The sequence below is a fragment of the Streptomyces sp. NPDC001852 genome, assembly GCF_042891825.1.
In the GTDB taxonomy this organism is placed as follows: Bacteria; Actinomycetota; Actinomycetes; order Streptomycetales; family Streptomycetaceae; genus Streptomyces.
This window is the reverse complement of record NZ_JBIATN010000021.1, coordinates 25955-45544: the sequence shown is the minus strand read 5'-3', so window position 1 is coordinate 45544 and position 19590 is coordinate 25955. Positions and strand designations below refer to the sequence as shown.

The 19590-nt window shown below is 72.1% G+C and carries 17 protein-coding genes; 4 read left to right on the top strand and 13 right to left on the bottom strand.

The genetic code is table 11. The features are described from left to right. Positions 1 to 290 precede the first annotated feature (290 nt). The 9 genes from ACFYZB_RS30875 to ACFYZB_RS30835 all read right to left on the bottom strand — a co-directional run bounded on the left by ACFYZB_RS30875 (position 291) and on the right by ACFYZB_RS30835 (position 10199). Positions 291 to 1091, bottom strand: a complete 801-nt coding sequence (locus ACFYZB_RS30875) for an HAD family hydrolase (protein WP_388764203.1) — start codon at positions 1089 to 1091, stop codon at positions 291 to 293. Next, positions 1088 to 2365, bottom strand: a complete 1278-nt coding sequence (gene serS, locus ACFYZB_RS30870; RefSeq protein WP_351208626.1) for a serine--tRNA ligase — start codon at positions 2363 to 2365, stop codon at positions 1088 to 1090. Before serS ends, ACFYZB_RS30875 begins: the two co-directional genes overlap by 4 nt. Positions 2366 to 2947: 582 nt before the next feature. Beyond that, positions 2948 to 3883, bottom strand: a complete 936-nt coding sequence (gene pheA, locus ACFYZB_RS30865) for a prephenate dehydratase (protein ID WP_388764201.1) — start codon at positions 3881 to 3883, stop codon at positions 2948 to 2950. A gap of 99 nt (positions 3884 to 3982) precedes the next feature. Further along, positions 3983 to 5266 (bottom strand): iron uptake transporter deferrochelatase/peroxidase subunit, encoded by a 1284-nt coding sequence (gene efeB, locus ACFYZB_RS30860; protein WP_388764199.1) that lies wholly within the window; start codon positions 5264 to 5266, stop codon positions 3983 to 3985. 8 nt (positions 5267 to 5274) lie between these two features. Continuing rightward, positions 5275 to 7203 carry a copper resistance CopC/CopD family protein gene (locus ACFYZB_RS30855; RefSeq protein WP_388764198.1) on the bottom strand — a complete coding sequence of 643 codons (1929 nt, stop codon included), beginning with the start codon at positions 7201 to 7203 and terminating at the stop codon, positions 5275 to 5277. 17 nt (positions 7204 to 7220) lie between these two features. Next, entirely contained in the window at positions 7221 to 7721 is a 501-nt protein-coding gene (locus tag ACFYZB_RS30850; RefSeq protein WP_388764197.1) for a copper chaperone PCu(A)C, read from the bottom strand. Further along, positions 7718 to 8371: an SCO family protein gene (locus tag ACFYZB_RS30845; protein WP_388764196.1), complete on the bottom strand. Its 654-nt coding sequence runs from the start codon at positions 8369 to 8371 to the stop codon at positions 7718 to 7720. The genes ACFYZB_RS30850 and ACFYZB_RS30845 overlap by 4 nt, the downstream gene beginning before the upstream one ends. Before the next feature lie 104 nt (positions 8372 to 8475). After that, positions 8476 to 9210, bottom strand: a complete 735-nt coding sequence (locus ACFYZB_RS30840) for a YcnI family protein (RefSeq protein WP_388764194.1) — start codon at positions 9208 to 9210, stop codon at positions 8476 to 8478. A 116-nt stretch (positions 9211 to 9326) separates the two neighbouring features. Then, positions 9327 to 10199: a hypothetical protein gene (locus ACFYZB_RS30835; protein ID WP_388764192.1), complete on the bottom strand. Its 873-nt coding sequence runs from the start codon at positions 10197 to 10199 to the stop codon at positions 9327 to 9329. A gap of 186 nt (positions 10200 to 10385) precedes the next feature. On the opposite strand from ACFYZB_RS30835, the gene ACFYZB_RS30830 reads away from it, so the two are divergent. Beyond that, a complete protein-coding gene (locus ACFYZB_RS30830) occupies positions 10386 to 10832 on the top strand; it encodes an ATP-binding protein (protein ID WP_351208634.1) in 447 nt (148 codons plus the stop codon). Positions 10833 to 10839: 7 nt separating this feature from the next. Then, positions 10840 to 11403 carry a GNAT family N-acetyltransferase gene (locus tag ACFYZB_RS30825; protein ID WP_388764190.1) on the top strand — a complete coding sequence of 188 codons (564 nt, stop codon included), beginning with the start codon at positions 10840 to 10842 and terminating at the stop codon, positions 11401 to 11403. Positions 11404 to 11413: 10 nt separating this feature from the next. Here ACFYZB_RS30825 and ACFYZB_RS30820 read toward each other — a convergent pair whose 3' ends face one another. From ACFYZB_RS30820 to ACFYZB_RS30810, 3 genes are all read right to left on the bottom strand, one after another. Further along, on the bottom strand, positions 11414 to 12781 hold the full coding sequence (locus ACFYZB_RS30820) for a PLP-dependent aminotransferase family protein (RefSeq protein ID WP_388764189.1): 1368 nt from the start codon (positions 12779 to 12781) through the stop codon (positions 11414 to 11416). A 65-nt stretch (positions 12782 to 12846) separates the two neighbouring features. Continuing rightward, positions 12847 to 14331, bottom strand: a complete 1485-nt coding sequence (locus tag ACFYZB_RS30815) for an aminopeptidase P family protein (protein WP_388764187.1) — start codon at positions 14329 to 14331, stop codon at positions 12847 to 12849. Between the two features lie 157 nt (positions 14332 to 14488). Then, complete coding sequence (locus ACFYZB_RS30810; protein ID WP_388764185.1) at positions 14489 to 15886, bottom strand: PP2C family protein-serine/threonine phosphatase; 1398 nt, start codon at positions 15884 to 15886, stop codon at positions 14489 to 14491. Between the two features lie 611 nt (positions 15887 to 16497). On the opposite strand from ACFYZB_RS30810, the gene ACFYZB_RS30805 reads away from it, so the two are divergent. Continuing rightward, positions 16498 to 17184 (top strand): bifunctional DNA primase/polymerase, encoded by a 687-nt coding sequence (locus ACFYZB_RS30805; RefSeq protein WP_388764184.1) that lies wholly within the window; start codon positions 16498 to 16500, stop codon positions 17182 to 17184. 174 nt (positions 17185 to 17358) lie between these two features. Then, complete coding sequence (locus tag ACFYZB_RS30800) at positions 17359 to 18030, top strand: hypothetical protein (RefSeq protein ID WP_388764183.1); 672 nt, start codon at positions 17359 to 17361, stop codon at positions 18028 to 18030. A gap of 247 nt (positions 18031 to 18277) precedes the next feature. On the opposite strand, the gene ACFYZB_RS30795 is transcribed toward ACFYZB_RS30800, so the two are convergent. After that, positions 18278 to 19243 carry a DUF5926 family protein gene (locus ACFYZB_RS30795; RefSeq protein WP_351208641.1) on the bottom strand — a complete coding sequence of 322 codons (966 nt, stop codon included), beginning with the start codon at positions 19241 to 19243 and terminating at the stop codon, positions 18278 to 18280. Positions 19244 to 19590 lie beyond the last annotated feature (347 nt).

Genomic DNA, 19590 nt, shown 5'->3' with positions numbered 1-19590 from the left:
AGGAGCCGGGCGATGTCCATGCACGGCAGTACGCCCAGCTCCCGACAGGGCAGCCCGAGGCCGGCTCCGGTGTAGTTACCCCACCGTGAAGCTCCAGGAGCTGCCCGGGGCGGCCGCTTCGAGCACGCGATGTCGCTCTCGCGTGGGCCGCCTTCCCCGTGGCCCCCTGTTCCAGGGGGCACCTTGCGCTGGGGCGGGCGGGTAGGTCGCGCAACTCGGTGCTGCGAAGTGCCGCCGCGCCCACCCGTGCCGCCCCAGCGGCACGACTGCCCGCAGGGGCGGCGCAACCCCTACGCCAGCAACCTCTCCAGCACCACCGCGATCCCGTCCTCCTCGTTGGAGGCGGTCACCTCGTCGGCGACCGCCTTCAGCTCCTCGTGGGCGTTGGCCATGGCCACCCCGCGGGAGGCCCAGGCGAACATCGGGATGTCGTTGGGCATGTCGCCGAAGGCGATCGTGTCCGCGGCCTTCAGACCGAGGCGCCGGGCGGCGAGAGACAGCCCCGTGGCCTTGGACAGGCCGAGCGGGAGGAGTTCCACGATGCCCTCGCCCGCCATGGCCACGGTGACGAAACCGCCGGCGGCCTGCCGGGCGGCGTCCGCCAGGTCGTCGTCGCCCATCGTCGGGTGCTGTATGTAGATCTTGTTCAGCGGGGCGGTCCACAGATCGGCCGCGTCCGTGAACGGGGTGGCGGGCAGCTTGCCCGTGACCGCGTAACCGGGGCCGACCAGCACCTCCCCGTCGAGTCCGTCCCGGCTGGCCGCCAGGTACAGCGGACCCACCTCGGCCTCGATCTTGGCCAGGGCCACGCCCGCCAGCTGCCGGTCCAGGGTGACCGAGGTCAGCAGGCGGTGCGCCCCGGCGTCGTAGACCTGCGCGCCCTGACCGCAGACGGCGAGGCCGCCGTAGCCGAGGTCGTCCAGGATGTGCCGGGTCCACGGGACCGCGCGGCCGGTGACGACGATATGGGCCGCGCCCGCCACGGTGGCCGCGGCGAGCGCGTCACGGGTGCGCTGCGAGACCGACTCGTCGGAGCGCAGGAGCGTTCCGTCGAGGTCGGTCGCGATCAGCCGGTAGGGGAAGCCGGTCACTTGGCGACCGGCTCCAGGACCTCCCGGCCGCCCAGGTACGGGCGCAGCACCTCGGGGACCCGGACGGACCCGTCGGCCTGCTGGTGGTTCTCCAGGATCGCCACGATCGTGCGCGGTACGGCGCACAGCGTGCCGTTGAGGGTGGCGAGCGGCTTGACCTGCTTGCCGTCGCGGACGCGGATCGACAGGCGGCGGGACTGGAACTCGGTGCAGTCCGAGGTCGAGGTCAGCTCGCGGTACTTGCCCTGGGTCGGGATCCACGCCTCGCAGTCGAACTTGCGGGCGGCCGAGGAGCCGAGGTCGGCGGAGGCGACGTCGATGACGCGGAACGGCAGCTCCAGCGAGGTCAGCCACTGCTTCTCCCACTCCAGCAGCCGCTGGTGCTCGGCCTGGGAGTCCTCCGGCGCGACGTACGAGAACATCTCGACCTTGTCGAACTGGTGCACACGGAAGATGCCCCGCGTGTCCTTGCCGTGCGAGCCGGCCTCGCGGCGGAAGCAGGGCGAGAAGCCCGCGTACCGCAGCGGCAGCTTGTCGGCGTCGAGGATCTCGTCCATGTGGTAGGCGGCCAGCGGCACCTCGGACGTGCCGACCAGGTACAGGTCGTCCTTGTCGAGGTGGTAGACGTCCTGGGCCGCCTGGCCGAGGAAGCCGGTGCCGGCCATGGACTGCGGGCGGACCAGCGCCGGGGTCAGCATCGGCGTGAAGCCGGCCGCGGTGGCCTGGGCCAGTGCGGCGTTCACCAGGGCCAGCTCCAGCAGGGCGCCGACGCCGGTGAGGAAGTAGAAGCGGGAGCCGGAGACCTTGGCGCCGCGCTCGACGTCGATGGCGCCGAGCAGCTGGCCGAGCTCCAGGTGGTCCTTGGGCTCGAAGCCCTCGGCACCGAAGTCGCGGATCGTGCCGTGCGTCTCCAGCGTGACGAAGTCCTCCTCACCGCCGACGGGCACGTCGGGGTGGACGAGGTTGCCGAGCTGGAGCAGCAGCTCCTGGGTCTCGGCGTCGGCCGCGTCGCGCTCGGCGTCGGCGGCCTTGACGTCGGCGGCGAGCTGGCTCGCGCGCTTCAGCAGCTCGGCCTTCTCGTCGCCGGTGGCCTTGGGGATCAGCTTGCCGAGCTGCTTCTGCTCGGCGCGCAGCTCGTCGAAGCGGACGCCGGAGGACCTGCGCCGCTCGTCGGCAGACAGGAGGGAGTCGACGAGCGCGACGTCCTCTCCACGGGCGCGCTGGGACGCGCGCACACGGTCGGGGTCCTCACGGAGCAGGCGAAGGTCAATCACGAGGCCAAGGCTACCGGTGCGGGCTTGCCGCTCACGAATCCCTATTACGGGGAGTTCTGATTCGCCACTCTTTGTCGCTTACGTTCCGCTATGGGCGAATTGCGTAACGTGTCGGAACCTATCGAAACGCGTCAAGAAAAAGTGTCTCACTCCCTGGGACGGGGCAGCGTTCCGGCGATCGGTTGACCGGACTCCCTTGTGGAGAAGGGGACTTCGTGAGCCCGCTGTCCACAGGAATCCACACCCTCCGAAGAGTTATCCACAGGCTGTGTGGAAGGTCTGTGGATTTCGGAATTGATCACTCCGGAACGGCGCGGCGGACTGAAGAATTCCCAGGGCAAACCCGGTTCACACCCACTTTTGAGTGGAAAGCGGTCGCTCCAAAAGATGAATCAATGGAAACGAGTGGACGAAGGGTGAGCTGCGGGGCAGTGGCCGCATCGGGGGCATGAGGGGCGATTTGTCGACCGACTCACGCTCTCTTGTCGACTTGTCCCCAGGTCGAGAAGCGGACCTGTGGATAACTTCTGTGGATAACGAAGATATGCAGGTAGTACTGGCGCGACGCAGTCTACGGCCGCTTCAGAACCGGCCGTCCTGGCAGCGCGCCACCCAGTCCGCCGCCGCCAGGAACTCCTCGTCCGACGTCCCCGGCCGGGTCGCCGGAGCCTCGGCAGGCGCGATGTCCGCGCGCGGATAGGAGCCGAGGAAACGCACCTGCAGACAGATCCGCTTCAGGCCCATCAGCGCCTCCGCCATCCGCCGGTCGGAGATGTGGCCCTCGGCGTCGATGCAGAAGCAGTAGTTGCCGATGCCGGCGCCGGTCGGCCGGGACTGCAGCAGCATGAGGTTGATGCCGCGGGAGGCGAACTCGCCGAGCAGGTCGCGCAGCGCGCCGGGATGGTCGTCGCGCTGCCACAGCACCACCGAGGTCTTGTCGGCGCCCGTCGGCGCGGCGGGCCGGGCCGGGCGGCCGACCAGTACGAACCGGGTCTGCGCGGTCTCCGGGAAGTCGTGGATCCCGGTTTCCAGCGCATCGAGGCCGTACCGCGAGGCGGCGAACTCGCCGGCGAAGGCGGCGTCGTAGCGGCCCTCCTGGACCAGACGGGCGGCGTCCGCGTTGGAGGCGGCCGACTCCCAGGCGGCGTCGGGAAGGTTCTTCCGCAGCCAGTTCCGCACCTGCGACTGGGCGGCGGGGTGGGCGGAGACCGTCTTGATGTCCGACAGCTTGGTGCCGGGCCGGACCAGCAGCGCGAAGGTGATCGACAGCAGCACCTCACGGTAGATCGTCAGCGGTTCGCCCGCGACCAGTTCGTCCAGCGTGGTGGTGATGCCGCCCTCGACGGAGTTCTCGATCGGCACGAACGCGGCCTCGGCCTCGCCGGCCCGCACCGCGTCCAGCGCGGACTGCACCGACACATACGGGACGAGCTCCCGGGTTGCCGCTTCCGGGAGCGTCCGCAGGGCGACTTCGGTGAAGGTGCCCTCGGGGCCGAGATACGCATAGCTCGCTGGCATGTCCTCACCCTAATGGCCGCGGCGGAAAGCGGCTTCCGTGTCCCATGAACACCACTCGACCGGGTGGTTTGAAACCCCGATCGCCTCTTAAAAGGGAGGTCAGCCCTCCAGCAGTCGCTGCCCCACGTACTCGCCCGCGGCGGCACCGCCCGGCACCGCGAACAGCCCGCTCGCCTCGTGGCGGATGTACTGCGACAGCGCGTCGCCCCGGTCGAGCTTGCGCTGCACCGGTACGAAGCCGCGCAGCGGGTCGGCCTGCCAGCAGACGAAGAGCAGACCGGCGTCCGGTGTGCCGTCCGCGTCGAAGCCGTCGTGGTAGGAGAAGGGGCGCCGCAGCATGGCGGCGCCACCGTTCTTGTCGGGCCGGGTGATCCGGGCGTGGGCGTTGAGGGGGACGACGTACTCGCCCTTGGCGTCGGTCTTCTCCAGGTCCATCGGGGTCGTCTCGTCACCTCCGGACAGCGGCGCCCCGTTGGACTTGCGGCGCCCGATGACCGCCTCCTGGGCCGACAGCGACAGCTTCTCCCAGTCGTCCAGGAGCATGCGGATGCGGCGTACGACGGCGTAGGAACCGTTCGCCATCCAGGCCGGCTCGCCCGAGGCGGGCACGAAGATCCGTTGGTCGAAGTCGGGGTCGTCCGGCTTCGGATTGCGGGTGCCGTCCAGCTGGCCCATGAGGTTGCGGGCGGTCATGGGCTGCGCGGTGGCACCCGGGGTGCGGTTGAAGCCGTTCATCTGCCAGCGCAGGCGGGCCGCGCCACCCGCGTCCTTCTGGAGGGCACGCAGGGCGTGGAAGGCGACCAAGGCGTCGTTCGCGCCGATCTGCACCCACAGATCGCCGTCGCTGCGCGCCTTGTCGAGATGGTCGGAGGAGAAGTCCGGCAGCGGGTCCAGCGCGCTCGGCCGTTGCTTCTCCAGACCGGTCCTCCCGAAGAAGGAGTACCCGAAGCCGAAGGTGATCGTCAGCGAGGAGGGTCCGGCGTCGCGGGCCACGTCGGTGTCGTCGTGCGGCGCGGCCTCGCCCGCCATCAGCCGCTCGGCCGTCGTCGACCAGCGGCGCAGCAGGGCCGCGGCCTCCTTGCGGCCGGCACCCGCCGCCAGGTCGAAGGCGACGAGATGACCGCGCGCCTGGAGGCCCTCGGTGATGCCGGGCTGATGTTTCCCGTGAAACATCGCCCGATCGGAGCCCACCGAGGTCAGCGGGGTGGCCGGGGCCGGCGCGGCGGAATAGCCCACGGCGCCGCCGGCCGCGCCGAGCACGAGCCCGGTGGCCCCCGCGGTGCCGAGCAGGGCGCGCCGCGAGATGCCGTGGCCGCCCGAGGGCTCGGACGTCTCGGGCACCTCGGCGGAGGCACGGGCCTGAGGGATGGACTGGTCGGGCATGGTGTCGTTCAGCCGATCTGCGCGTTCTTGGAGACGGTCACCTGGTCGATGTCGGAGGTCCGCACGGTGACGGCGATCTTCCAGTCGCCGGCCATGGGAATCTGCACTCTCCCCGCCGACCAGTGGCCGGTCGTGATGTGGTCGGGGGTCACGGGCAGCGGGCCGATCTTCTTCGCCTCGAGGGTGAATTCGAGCTTCACCTCGGGGATGTCGAAGGCCCGGCCGTTCGGACGCTGGACGTACACATGCATCTCGTTGCTGCCCACGCGCGCCGGGTCGAGGTCGACGCTGACGACGCCCTTGCCGTCGGTGCCGCCGGTGTCGAAGGGCATGTCCAGGGTCAGCGCGCCGTTCGAGGGCGTCGTGGCGGAGCCGGCGGAGGACGAGGAGGAGGCCTTGGCGTCCAGTTCGGTGCGGCCCGGCTCGGTCTGGGTCAGCCAGGTGGTGACAGCGAGCAGCACGACCGCGACACAGGCCTCGGCGAGCACCGTGCGGCGCAGCCCGAAGCGGTTCGCGTCGCCGTCCCGCAGCCGCTTCTGCCGGGCGGCGTCCATCGCGGCCCGCTGCCGGGCGAGCTGGGCGGCGCGCTGGGAGTCCCCGGAGCCGGCGTTCTTCCCGGCCGCCTTCGCGGCGGTGACGCGCTCCTTCTCGCTCTCCCCGGCGTCGGCGCCCTTGGCGGCCTGGTCGGTGTCGTCGCCGAGCCGTCGCGTCCACCGCCGCGACACGGAGGCGATCCCGATCAGCAGCGCCACCAGCCCGATCTTGACCAGCAGCAACTGCCCGTAGCGGGTGTCGGTGAACGCCGACCAGGCGCCCAGCTGCCGCCAGGACTGGTAGACACCGGTGGCGACGAGCGCGACGACGGAGCCGAAGGCAAGGCGGGAGAAGCGGCGGACGGCGGCGGCCTCCACCGGTGTCTCGGCGGGCGCCCGGTACAGGGCGACCAGCAGGGCGGTCAGTCCGCCCAGCCAGGCGGCGACGGCGAGCAGGTGGACGACGTCGACGGGCATGGCGATGCCCGGCTGGAGCCCGACCGAGGCGTGCTCGGCCATGGCCCAGCTGCTCGCGAGCCCCGCCGCGACGACCACACCGCCGATGGCGAGCCCGAAGGTCAGATCGCGCTTCTCCTGGCCCTCCTCGCGTTTGGTGTAGGCGCCGAAGAGGACGGCGATGAACAGCGCGGCGGCGGCGAGCAGCAGCAGCCGGGAGACCAGCGCGGCGCCGGTCTTGGTCTGCAGCACCTGGCCCAGCAGACCGAGGTCGAAGACGTCGGCGAACTTCCCGGAGGTGGTGTAGGAGCCGCGCAGGAGCAGCAGCCAGAGGGTGGCCGCGGTGAGCATGAGCCAGCCGCCGACCACGAGCCGCTGCAGGGCCCGTACGCCCGCGCCGCGCCGCCAGCAGGCGAGCACGAAGGCCGCGCCGCCGGCGAGCACGATGAACCCGGCGTACGACGCGTACCGCCCGACCGCGTAGAGCGCGCCCACGACTCCGCCGCCCGCGACCGGCCCGGTGCCGGAGACCACGGTCTGCGAGGGCGCCCCGATGGAGAAGGTGTAGGCACCGGAGACCGGATGGCTGTCGGCCGAGACGACCTGGTAGGTCACCGTGTAGGTGCCGTTGCCCAGGCCGCTCCTCAGCTTCACGGCGTACGTCGTCCCGCTCAGGTTGGCCGGGCCGCCGGTCTGGACGGCCTTGCCCCTGGGGTCGAGGACGCGCAGGGAGTCGTCGTTCATCGCCACCTTCTCGGAGAAGGTGAGCGCGACCTGGCTGGGTGCCTGCTTGACCACCACCCCCTGTGCGGGGTCGCTGCCGGTCAGCGCCGCGTGTGCGGAGGCCGGTCCGGCACCCGCGAACAGTGCGCCGGTGACGGCGAGGAGCAGCAGCACCAGGGTACGCAGGCTGCCGCGGTGTCCCGTGGGGGTGATGGTCCGCGTCACGGTAGTGGGTCCCTCCCTCAGTGGCCGGTCGACGGGTTGTACGTGGCTGACTTCACCGGCATCTCGACGGTGAGGGGTCCGGACTTGGTGAAGGTGAGCTTCAGGGCGACCGTCTGGCCCTGCTTCGGCTTGCGCTTCAGCTTGTCGAACATCAGATGGTTGCCACCGCTTTTGAACACGAGTTGACCGTGGGCGGGTATGGAGAAGGAGCTCTTCTCCTGCATGGCGCCGCCCATGGTGCTGTGCATGGTGACCTGGCCGGCGACGTCACTGGTCACCGCGGTCAGCTCGTCCTCGGCGCCGCCCCTGTTGGTGATCGTCAGAAAGCCGGCTGCCATGTCGGCGGAGACCGGCTGCGGCATGTACGGCCCGCTCACCGACAGTTCGGCCTTCGAGGACCCGGAGTCCGGGCCGGAGTCCGAGCAGCCCGCGAGGGCGAGGGCGCCGGCGAGGGCGAGGGCGCCGGCGAGGGCGGCGGCCGCGGTCACAAGGGTCCGGCGCGGCAGGGGTCGCCTCACGGGTTCGCCCCCTTGACGAGCTTGGGCAGGTCCTTGGTGTAGTCGTCGACCGTGGCGTCCTCGCCGTAGAGGACGTAACCGCCGTTCGTCTTCGGGGAGAAGGCGATCACCTGGGTGCCGTGGACGGAGACGAGCTTGCCGTTCTTGTCCTTCGTGGTCGGCTCCACGGAGATGCCGACGGAGCGGGCACCGGCCTGGATGGTGGCGAAGTCCCCGGTCAGGCCGATGAACTGCGGGTCGATGCCCTTGAGCCACTTGCCCAGCTCGGCCGGCGTGTCCCGGCCGGGGTCGGTGGTGACGAACACGACCCGCAGGTCGTTCTGCTCGGCCCTGGGCAGCGCCTTCTTGGCGACGGCGATGTTGCTCATCGTCGTCGGGCAGATGTCCGGGCAGTGGGTGTAGCCGAAGTACAGCAGGGTCGGGCGGCCCTTGGTCTCCTGGCGGAGGTCGTACTTCTTGCCGTGCGTGTCGGTGAGGACGAGGTCCGGCTTGTCGAAGGGCTGGTCGAGGACCGTGGCGGCCTTGCCCGAGTCGGACTCCTCCGAGACCGCGGAGACCGGCGACTTGCCGTCGTCTCCGCTGCCGCACGCGGAGAGGGCCAGGGTGGCGGCTGCGAGGAACGCGGCCGCGGCGAACGTCTTCTTGCGCATAGAAAAATGTCCCAGATGTGAGTAATCCGGCGCGCACCGGGGTCGTACGACGGCCAGGAAAGCGTCGCACGCCTCGCACGACCCCGTGCGCGGCCCGGAAGGGCTTAGGCGGTCCGGCGGCGGCCCGCGAGGACGCCGTAGGCGACGCCCGCGGCGCCGGCCACGATGCCGACCACGGCGAGCACCCGCGCGGTGATGTCGGTGTCGTGGGAGCCGGATCCGGAGTCGGCGGCGCTCGCGCTCTTGTCGGAGGCGTCCTCGGCGCCCGCCGTGCCGTGGTGGTCGTCGGTCGCGGCGGACAGCTCAAGCACCGGAGCCGGGTTCTCCGGCTCGTCCTGGCCGGCCTGCGGCGCCTCGATCCAGCGCACGACCTCCTTGTTGGAGTACGTCTGGATCGCCTTGAACACGAGCTGGTCGGTGTTCTCGGGCAGGGCGCCGAGGGACAGCGGGAACTTCTGGAAGTAGCCGGGCTGGATGCCCTTGCCGTCGGCGGCGGTCCACGTGACCTTGGTGACCGCCTCGTCGATCGTCTCGTTGTGCACGGTCAGCGGCTTGGCCAGCCTGGACTTGGTGACCTGCGCGTTCCAGCCGGGTACGGCCTGCGGCATGACCGAGGCGATCGGGTGGTCGGCCGGGAGGTTGACCTCGACCTTGGTCGTCGAAGCCTTGTCGCGCTCGTTGGGGACCTTGAAGTCGACGACCGTGTACCCACCCTTGGCCGCGGGCGTCTCCGGCTGCACGGTGACGTGCGCGAACGCGGGGACGGACAGTGCAAGGACGGCCGTGCCCGCGACGGCGCCGGCGGCGGTGACACGAGAAGCGATACGGGAAGCCTGCATGGCAGGAGCACTCCACTCTGAGAGTTCTGATGACGAAGAGAGGTACGCGCACACGCGCGTGCCGCGCGACGGCGGCAGTCCTCTCCCCGCGTCGGTGGAGTGGTGCGCGCGTCGCGTCAGGCGGCGAGACGGAAGGCGGCGGCGGGCGGGCCGCGCCGGATCACCGTGTGCTGGAGTGCGGTGGTGTGCGGGCCGGGTGCCTCGTCCCGGGGGGTACGGCGGCCGCGCGGGAGGGGCTCGGAGGCGGGCAGGAGCCCGGCGCACAGGAAGCGCGCCAGCGCGAGCGCAGCGCGCAGGGACCGTACGAGCGCCCCCTCCGCGACTCCGTGCGCCGACAGCTCGATCAGCCGCAGCAGCGCCAGGTCGCCGCGGCGCAGCAGCCAGCCCGCGGCGACGGCCGCGAGGACGTGACCGAGCAGCATGGGCAGTGAGGGCAGCAGCGCGGCGGAGGAGCCGGTGGCGTCGTACGCGTGGTGCATGCCGTCCATGGCCGCCGCGGGCCGGCCCGAGCGGTCGACGAGATGGGCGGCGAGCAGCAGGTGGAAGGCGCGCCCCGGAGTGAGGGCGGCCGGGCTCGCCCCGCACAGCAGCCGCGCGGCCTGCTCCACCAGCGCGGTGTCGCTGAGCGAGGAGACCGTGGAGCCGGTGGAGTTCATCGACCCCATCGACCCCGTCGGCCCACTCGCCATCCCGGCGCCGGCCATGACGGCCCCGTGCTGGCCGAGCCCGAACAGCGTGTGCAGCGCGGTCTGGCCGAGCGCGAGGAGCGCGGCGATGCCCGGCAGCGAGCGGGCCCGCCCGGCGAGCGGCACCACGAGCAGCAGACAGCCGAGGAAGCCCGCGCCCAGCGTCCACAGGGGCACGCTCGCGCAGGAGGCGAGGGTGTGCCCGCACGCGGCCAGCGCGACGCAGACCGCGGCGAACACCGCGGCCCGCAGGATCCGGAGCCCGGCTCCGGGACGCGCCGTGCGCGGGTGGGGGGCAGTCATGGCGGCCTCATCATCGCACTGCGCTTACGGGCGCCCTACGGCAGGGCCGCGGGAACGTCCCTCATACACCGATTCCTCCCCCGGCGCATCGGCCGTATGGGCGGAGTCACGTCAACGGTGTGCTTACGTCCCCCTACGGGCGGCAATACGTATCGGTATGTCGAGCCGCGGCCAGGAGGCTGGAGCATGAGCATCTGGTGGTCACTCCATCTGCGCCGCGAGGCCGCGAGCGTGCCGCTCGCCCGGCGGCTGTTGATCGGCACCATGGAGACGGCGGGCGTCGACCCCGAGATCTCCTACGACCTGTCCGTCGCCCTGACCGAGGCCTGCGCCAACGCCGTCGAGCACGGCGGGAACACGCCGTACGGGAGCGCCTCGGAGGCGTACCGGGTGACCGCGTATCTCGACGGTGAGAAGTGCCGTATCGAAGTGGCCGATTCCGGACCGGGGTTCTCCCGTGCCCAGGAGATCCGGCCCGCCCGCGCGGACGCCGAGCACGGCCGCGGGCTCTGTCTCATCCGCGAACTCGCCGACCATGTCCACATCGGCGCCAAACCAGGCCGGGGCGGCACGGTGGTCAGCTTCGACAAGATCCTCAAATGGACGAAGGATCCCTCGCTGCTGACGGCATAGTGAGGGCATGGAGATCGAGAGCGCCGACATAGCATCCGGTGTGACGATGCGGCTTCTGGCGCGGGCCGACGCGGGCGCGCTGTGCGCGGCCTATGTGGACAACCGTGACCACCTGCGGCCCTGGGAGCCGCGCCGGCCCGAGTCCTTCTTCACCGAGGCGGGGCAGCGGGAGCGCATCGACGGGCAGCTGCGGCTGTTCTCCGAGGGCGGTCTGGTGCCGTTCGTGTTCCAGGCGGCGGACGGGCGGATCGTCGGGACCATCACCCTGAACGGGATCATCCGGGGGGCCCTCTCCAGTTCCCCCGTCGGTTACTGGGTGGCCGCCGGCCAACAGAGCCGCGGCCTGGCCACCGCCGCCGTGCGGCGGGTCTGCCGGATCGCGCGAGAGGTGGTGGGGCTGCACCGGATCGAGGCCTCCACGCTGCTCGGGAACACCGGCTCGCAGCGCGTGCTGGCGAAGTGCGGGTTCGAGCCGATCGGCCTGGCCCCGAAGTACCTGCACATCGACGGGGCGTGGCGGGACTGCCGGCTCTTCCAGCGGATCCTGCACGACGACGATCCCGCCTTGTGACGGGCCCCGCTCAGCCCTCGAGCACCTTCGCCAGTACCTCCAGCGCCTCGGGATACGCCCGCTCCCGAGGCGTGCCGTAGCCGACGACCAGGCCCTGCGGGCGGCCGCCGGGGCCGGGGTCGTGCCAGTGGTCGCCGAGGGCGCCGAGGGCGAGGCCCTCCGACTGCGCGCGGGCCAGCACCTCCGCCTCGTCGGGCACGTCGATCAGGGCGTGCAGCCCCGCCGCGATGCCGTGCACGCTCCGGCCCGCGCCCAGCCGGTCCAGCAACTGGTCCCGGCGGCGCCGGTAGCGCAGCCGGCACGCGCGCACGTGCCGGTCGTACGCGTGGCTGTCGATCAGCTCGGCGAGGGCGAGCTGGCCGATGGTCTCGGTGTGGTGGTCGCTGTGCAGCTTGGCGTCGGCGACCGCGTCGACCAGGTGCGGCGGCAGCACCATCCAGCCGAGGCGGAGCGCGGGGCCCAGCGTCTTGGAGGCGGTGCCGAGGTACACCACCTGGCCGGGTGCCATGCCCTGGAGCGCGCCGACCGGCTGGCGGTCGTAGCGGAACTCGCCGTCGTAGTCGTCCTCGACGATCAGCCCGCCACGCGCGCGTGCCCAGTCGCCGAGCGCCCGCCGCCGCTCCGGGCGCAGGGTCACCCCGGTCGGGTACTGGTGCGCCGGTGTGACCACCACGGCGGCGGCCTCGCCCAGCTCCTCGGGGCGCACCCCGTGCGCGTCGACCGGCGCCGGCAGGACCGTTCCGCCATTGCGCCGCACGACCTCCCGGTGGAACGGCAGCCCGGGGTCCTCCATGGCGACGGCGGCGCCGTCCAGCACGCGCGTGAGCAGCGCGAGGCCCTGGACGTACCCGGAGGTGATGACGATCCGCTCCGGCGGCGCGAGCACCCCGCGTGCCCGGCCGAGATAGCCGGAGAGGGCCGTGCGCAGCTCGATCCGGCCGCGCGGGTCGCCGTAGTCGTACGCCAGTGAGGGCGCCGTCGCTATGGCCCGGCGCAGCGCGCGCAGCCAGGCCGCCGCCGGGAACGCGCCGACGTCCGGGCTGCCGGGGCGCAGATCGAAGCGCGGGGCACGCGTGCGTGCCGTGGTGCCGGGTTCCGCCGAGGCGACGGGCGGCAGTTCGGCGACCCGGGTGCCCGAGCCCTGGCGCGCCGTCAGGTACCCCTCGGCGACGAGCTGGTCGTAGGCGGCCTTGGCGGTGCCGCGGGAGATGCCGAGCTCGGTGGCGAGCCGCCGGGTGGCCGGCAGCCGGGTCCCGGGCACGAGCCGCCCGTCCCGTACGGCGTCCCTCAGGGCCCGCTCCAGCCCGGTCCGGCGGCCGTCCGCCGCGTCGGGCTCCAGATGCAGATCGACACCGACACCGGACCAGAAGTCGTCCACGAGAACCTTCCCCCAGGCACGCGAATGGCCGGGCACTCCCCGGTACCCGGCCATTCAAACGCAGATCAGTTCTTCAGGGCGGCCATCCAGGCCTCGACCTCGTCGGAGCGGCGCGGCAGACCGGCCGAAAGGTTTCGGTTGCCGTCCTCGGTGACGAGGATGTCGTCCTCGATGCGGACGCCGATGCCCCGGTACTCCTCCGGCACGGTCAGGTCGTCGGCCTGGAAGTACAGCCCCGGCTCGACCGTCAGCACCATGCCCGGCTCCAGCGTGCCGTCGACGTACGTCTCGGTCCGCGCGGCCGCGCAGTCGTGGACGTCCATGCCCAGCATGTGACCGGTGCCGTGCAGGGTCCAGCGGCGCTGCAGTCCCAGCTCCAGGACGCGCTCCACGGGGCCCTCGACCAGGCCCCACTCGACCAGCTTCTCGGCGAGCACACGCTGGGCGGCGTCGTGGAAGTCGCGGTACTTGGCGCCCGGCTTGACGGCCGCGATACCGGCCTCCTGGGCCTCGTACACGGCGTCGTAGATCTTCTTCTGGATCTCGCTGTACGTGCCGCCCACCGGCAGCGTGCGCGTGACGTCGGCGGTGTAGAGCGTGTGGGTCTCCACGCCCGCGTCCAGCAGGAGCAGGTCGCCGGAGCGGACCGGGCCGTCGTTGCGGACCCAGTGCAGGGTGCAGGCGTGCGGGCCGGCCGCGCAGATCGAGCCGTAGCCGACGTCGTTGCCCTCCACGCGCGCGCGGAGGAAGAAGGTGCCCTCGATGTAGCGCTCGGACGTGGCCTCGGCCTTGTCGAGGACCTTCACCACGTCCTCGAAGCCGCGGACCGTCGAGTCCACGGCCTTCTGCAGCTCGCCGATCTCGAACTCGTCCTTGATCAGCCGGGCCTCGGAGAGGAAGACGCGCAGCTCCTCGTCGCGCTCGGCGGTGACCTTGTCGGTCAGCGCGGCCTCGATGCCGGCGTCGTGGCCGCGCACGACCCGCACCGGGCCGGTGGCCTCGCGCAGCTTGTCGGCCAGCTCGCGCACGTCGGCGGCCGGGATGCCGTACAGCGCCTCGGACTCGGTGAGGGAGTGGCGGCGGCCGACCCACAGCTCGCCCTGGCCGGAGAGCCAGAACTCGCCGTTCTCGCGGTCCGAGCGGGGCAGCAGGTAGATCGTCGCCTCGTGGCCGTCGGCCGCGGGCTCCAGGACCAGGACGCCGTCCTCGGTCTGGTTGCCGGTGAGGTACGCGTACTCGACCGAGGAGCGGAAGGGGTACTCGGTGTCGTTCGAGCGGGTCTTCAGGTTGCCCGCCGGGATCACCAGGCGCTCGCCCGGGAAGCGGGCGGAGAGCGCGGCGCGGCGGCGCGCGGTCTCGGCGGCCTGCGGGATCGGCTCCAGGTCACGCAGTTCCGTGTCGGCCCAGCCGGACTTCATGTTCTCGGCCAGCTCGTCGGAGACGCCCGGGTACAGGCCGTTCTTCCGCTGCTTGATGGGCTCCTCGGACTCGGTCTCGGGGCCCTCCGCGGTAGCGGAGTCGGGCACAGCCGGGTTGAGCTCGTCGGACACGTGATCCTCCTCGATACGCCTTGTGATCTCCCCCGGGGCCCGCAACGCTCCTGCTTGTGGCCGAGCGGGGACCTCCATCATCGTACGGTCGTACCGGGAGCGGGCCGGGCCGGATGACCTGTTATGCCCGGTCATCACAGGTGGGCTCGGTCGAGGCTCAGTCGAAGCGGGCCGCCAGCAGCACCACGTCCTCCTCGCTGTCGGCCTCGCCCAGACCGCCCGGCAGGACGGTGCGCAGGACGTGGTCGGCGACGGCGCCGGGGTCGCGGCGCAGGGCGCGCGGGATGCTCGCGGCGGCCGTGTGCAGGCGGGCGAAGGCGCGGTCCGTCGGGTCGCCGGTACGGTGCAGCAGCCCGTCGGTGTAGAGCAGGACCGTCTCCCCCGCCTCGGCCTGGATCTCGACACTCGGCGCCTCCCAGCAGGCGAGCATGCCGAGCGGGGCGGAGACGGAGGTCTCGGCGAACTCGGTGCGCCGCTCGCCGATCAACAGCGGCGGGCTGTGTCCGGCGCCGGCCAGGGTGATCTTGCGCAGGGCGGGCTCGCAGTAGGCGAACAGCGCAGTGGCCGAGCGGGCGGGCTCGGTCAGCCGCAGCAGCAGCTCCAGGTCGGACAGGACGGCGACCGGGTCCTCGCCCTCCATCACGGCGTACGCGCGCAGGCTGGCGCGCAGCCGGCCCATCGCGGCCACGGCGCTCGGCCCGGAGCCGGTGACCGAGCCGACCGAGAGGCCGAGCGCGGCGTCCGGCAGGGGCAGCGCGTCGTACCAGTCGCCGCCGCCGCACGGGCCGGTGCGGTGCCGGGCGGCGAGCTGGACGCCGGGCACGCGGGGCAGCCGGGTGGGCAGCAGTTCCTCGGTGATGGTCGCCATGTGCGCGCGGGTGCGTTCCACCTCCACCAGCCGGGCCAGGTGCTCGGTGGCGTGCCGGACGTAGAGGCCGGCGAGGTGGCGCTGCCGCTCGTGGGGTTCGGCCGGTTCGTCGTAGAGCCAGACGGCGGCGCCGAGGCGGCCGGCGGAGTCGGTGGCGAGGGGCAGGGCGTAGCTGGCGGCGTAACCGAGACGGGCGGCGACCTCGCGGTGCCGGGGGTCGAGGCCGTCCTCGGCGAGCAGATCGGGGTGGATGATCTCGGCGGCGGTGCCGGTGTCGTACGGCAGCGCGCCGCGCGGGACGGTCTCGATGTGGCCGAGGTCGGCCCGGCCGAGACCCAGGCCGAGGGTGGTGCGGGGGCCGAGCCCGTCGCCGGGTTCCAGGGCGACCAGGCCGCGGCGGGCGCCGACGAGGGCGGCTCCGGCGCGCAGGAGTTCGTGGAGGGCCGGTTCCAGGGCGCTCGTGCGGGACAGGCGCTCGGTGAGTTCGTGGAGGGTCGTGAGATCCGAGACCCAGCCGGCCAGCCGGTCCTGGAGCAGGGCGCCGGGTGCGGGGGTGTTGGGGGCCGGGACGGCAGGGGTGCCGGGGGAGGGATCGGCGTCGGCGGCGGGGGGAGTGGGCGCAGTGTGTGCGGGCGTCGGAACCGTTGGATCGATTCCGGCCACTTTCGGAGGGTGCGGGGCGTTCATGGCGTCCGGCCTTCAGACCGGTGCGTATTGCTGAAAAGCATCGCAAACCCCCATGTCATTCTGCGCCGCTAGCAGTGTCTCCACATGTACACGCACTCGTGAGGGGATGTCCAGCATTGTCCTGCGGGGATTCCTGGTGTCCATGAGTCTGGCGAGGTTTCCCTCGAACCCCTTGCCTTACTGCCAAGTTGGCTGAAAACTGCACCAGGTATCGGTCCATTGCGGTCGACTGGCCTTGCTCCACGGAGCGTCACAGCGGTCGTGATGGGTACGTACTCGGTGAAGGCCAGGGGTGGTTGGGGACCACCCGGAACCTGGCGACGGACCCGGGCGTCATAGCCACCGACGGCCGAGCCCCATCCTCCCTGGCGGAGGCGGAGAGAAACACGCGCGACGGCAAAACGCCATACTTCGCCACCCCCGTGCCGCAACCGTGCTTTGTGATGGACGCACTATGGACGCGGACGCGGCCCATGCTCGACCCCTTGGGGATCCCCCTGTCATGCGCAGGGGTGTGATGCGCCAACAGGTACGCACAGTGAAGTGATCGACACATGGTGTGATGTGGACCACGGTGTTGCCAGCGGTGCAACGGAAAGGAACGAGCGCTCATGCGCGAGATCCTCGGAAGGCGACGCAGGCTCCTGTCCAGGCGGAACGACGGGAGGCCCAGGCGGAACGACGAGGGGCCCGACCTGATCGGCGCGGCCCTGACCTTCGCGACCGAATGGCAGTGGCCGGTACTCCCGGGCGTGGCCCCGGACCCGCAGGGGCGGGCCCGCTGCGCCTGCCCCGACCCGGAGTGCACCGTGCCCGGTGCGCACCCCTTCGATCCCGGCCTGCTCGCCGCCACGACCGACGCCCGCATGGTGCGCTGGTGGTGGACCAACCGGCCGAGCGCACCGATCGTCCTGGCCACCGGCGGCAAGGCGCCCTGCGCGGTCAGCCTGCCGGCGCTCGCCGCCTCCCGCGCCCTCACCCTGCTCGACCGGCGGGGCCTGCGCGTCGGCCCGGTGCTCGCCGCCCCGACCCGATGGGCGCTGCTGGTGAAGCCGTACTCCATGGAGCAGTTGGGCGAACTGCTCTACGCCAAGGACTTCGTACCCGGCTCCCTGCGCTTCCACGGCGAGGGCGGCTACCTCGCCCTGCCCCCGTCCGAGACCGGCCAGGGCGCCGTCCGCTGGGAGCGCGCCCCGCTGCCCGGCTCGGCCTCGCCCTGGGTGCCCGACGTGGAGGCCGTGGTGGACGCCGTGATCGACGCCCTCACTCGTACGGGTGTGAGCGCGCCCGAGTTGTAGGGGTCTCCGGCGCGGGCGGGGCCGCGAGCCCCGCGGCCTCGTTATCTTCCGCACATGCTGCATATGTCTGGGGGACATGGCCCTCGGTTCTCCGGGAGGCCTTCTGGGCGGCACGGCCGCCGATCTTCGCGGGGGGCGGCACGACGGTCGAGGGCCTGGCCGAGATGGGTGCGCGTGCCGGACTCCAAGAAGGTACGGCTGCTCGCGCTGATCGGTGCCGTGGTGGCCGCCGTCGTGCTGCCGCTCGCCGTGGCGTCCGCCGGGCAGGTGGGCGAGGCGGCCCGGCACGCGATGGCCGGGAAGGCACGGGACGCCCTACGGGTCCCTGGGCGGGAGGGCGCTTCGGGGCGCGCTTCGCAGAGCGCTCCGGGGCACGCCTCCGAGGGGGGCTCCGGGCGGGATGACGAGGGTTCCGGGCGGGGCGACGACAAGCTGCCCTCGCTCGACGGGTCCCCTCGGCTGCTCGGGCTGGGCCTGGCCACCGCCGCGCGGTGCGGCCTCCAGCTCACCTCCCCCGACGGCATCGAGGCGCAGACCTGTGTCCTGGCTCAGGGCACCGACACCTGGGCCCGCACCTACTACCGCAACTCCACCGGCAAGTCGCTGGATGCCGTGCTCAGCCTGATGGGTCCGGGCGGCCGCAGTGTGCAGACGCACTGTGTGACGGGCGGCGACGATGAGCCCGCCACCTGCGAGACACCCCGTGAGCGCAGCCGGGGCGGCATGGACGCCTACACGGCCGTCACCGAGTTCGCCGCGCGCGGGGCCGACGGGGCGCTGCTGCTGCGCTCGACCAGCAACACGGCGAACGGCTACGGCAACTCCGCGACCGACAACGGGAGTTGATGCCCCGCAGCAGCGCTGTACGCGTCGTACGCGGGCATGGAAAGACCCGGTTGCTGGCGACGGGGGATGCACCAGCAACCGGGCTACTGGAACGGTAACAAGAGATCGGCGGTTCGCAAATTCCGGCCGGGTCATTCGGCCACCGATTTCCCTGTCATTCAGGGGGAGTTGTGACAGGAGTCACCCGTTTCCGTGAGCCGTGCGCGCGCCTCACCGACCGTTCAGTCGTCCAGCGCGCGCGGCCGCGTCAGCTGAGCGTGACCTGCCGGTTGGTCAGTCCGCCACGCGCCCGGCGCTCGTCCGGGGTGAGCGGCTCGGTGGCGGCCAGGGCGGCGGCGAGGCGCTCGGCGAACTCGGCGGCCGGCTTCTCCACGTCGTCCGCCGTGACCCCGCTCGGCAGGTCCCAGACCGGCACGGTGAGGCCGTGAGCACGGAAGGAGCCCACGAGCCGGGTGCCCTCGCCCAGGCTGGAACGGCCCGCCGCGTGCAGCCGCGCGAGAGCGTCCAGAAGCTGCTCCTCCGGATGCGGCATCACCCAGCGCAGATGGTTCTTCTCCGGGGTCTGGCACCAGTACGCGGCGTCCACACCGCTCAGCCTCGCCGTAGGGATGGCGGCCGCGTTGGCCCGCTCCAGGGAAGCCGTCACCTCGGGCGTGGCGTTCTCCGCGTCCGGCACCCAGAACTCGAAGCCGCTGTGCACGACCGGCTCGAACGGTGCCTGGGGGTCGAGCACGTCCTGCAGTCGCGGACCGCCGGCCGGGGCGCGGCGGCCCTGCACCGGGGTGCCGGGCTCGGCCTGGAGGGCGCGCTGCAGGGTGTCGGCGAGGTCGCGGCTGAGGTCGCCGGACGACGTGTCGTTCTGCAGGCCGAGCAGGACCGAGCCGTCGTCGCGGCGCAGCGCGGGCCAGGCCATCGGCAGCACCGTGGCCAGCGTGACGGACGGGACGCCCTCGGGCAGGGCGTCCTTGAGGGTCAGCTCGACCGTCGCGGCCGGCACCAGTTCGCGCAGCGCCACCCAGTCGCACTCGCCGGGCAGCCCCTCGAACGGGCGGTGCACCAGCTCGGTCGCCGCGTGTGCCGCGGCCCGGCCGTGGCACGCCTTGTAGCGCCGGCCGCTGCCACAGGGGCAGGGCTCGCGGGCGCCGACAACCGGGACCTCTGCATCGCTGAGCTGCGGCCGCTCGGCCTTCGTCTGGGGTCGCTTCTTGGCCATCGTGGGTGTCTCCCGGTTACGGCTCTTCTCGTACGGGCGCGAGCCTAGCCGTTCAGGCCATGACCGGCGGGAACCTGTGGACAACGCACGCCCGCACGACGCCAACGGTGTGAACCTGTGGACAACTTCGGAGTATCCCGCGACCCGGCCCAGCCCCGGCCGCCGAGGGCCCTCGACCACCGGTACCGGGCCCTCCGCTGTCGTCCGGTGCTCGACTGCTGGTGCGGCCCTCGACTGCTGGTCCTGGTCCTGGTCCTGGTCCTCGTCCGCCGGTCCCGGAGCCGGGTCTTCGTCCGCCGGGGTTGCTCGGCCGTGTCAGTCGGCCGGTGTTCGTCATCGCACGGCTC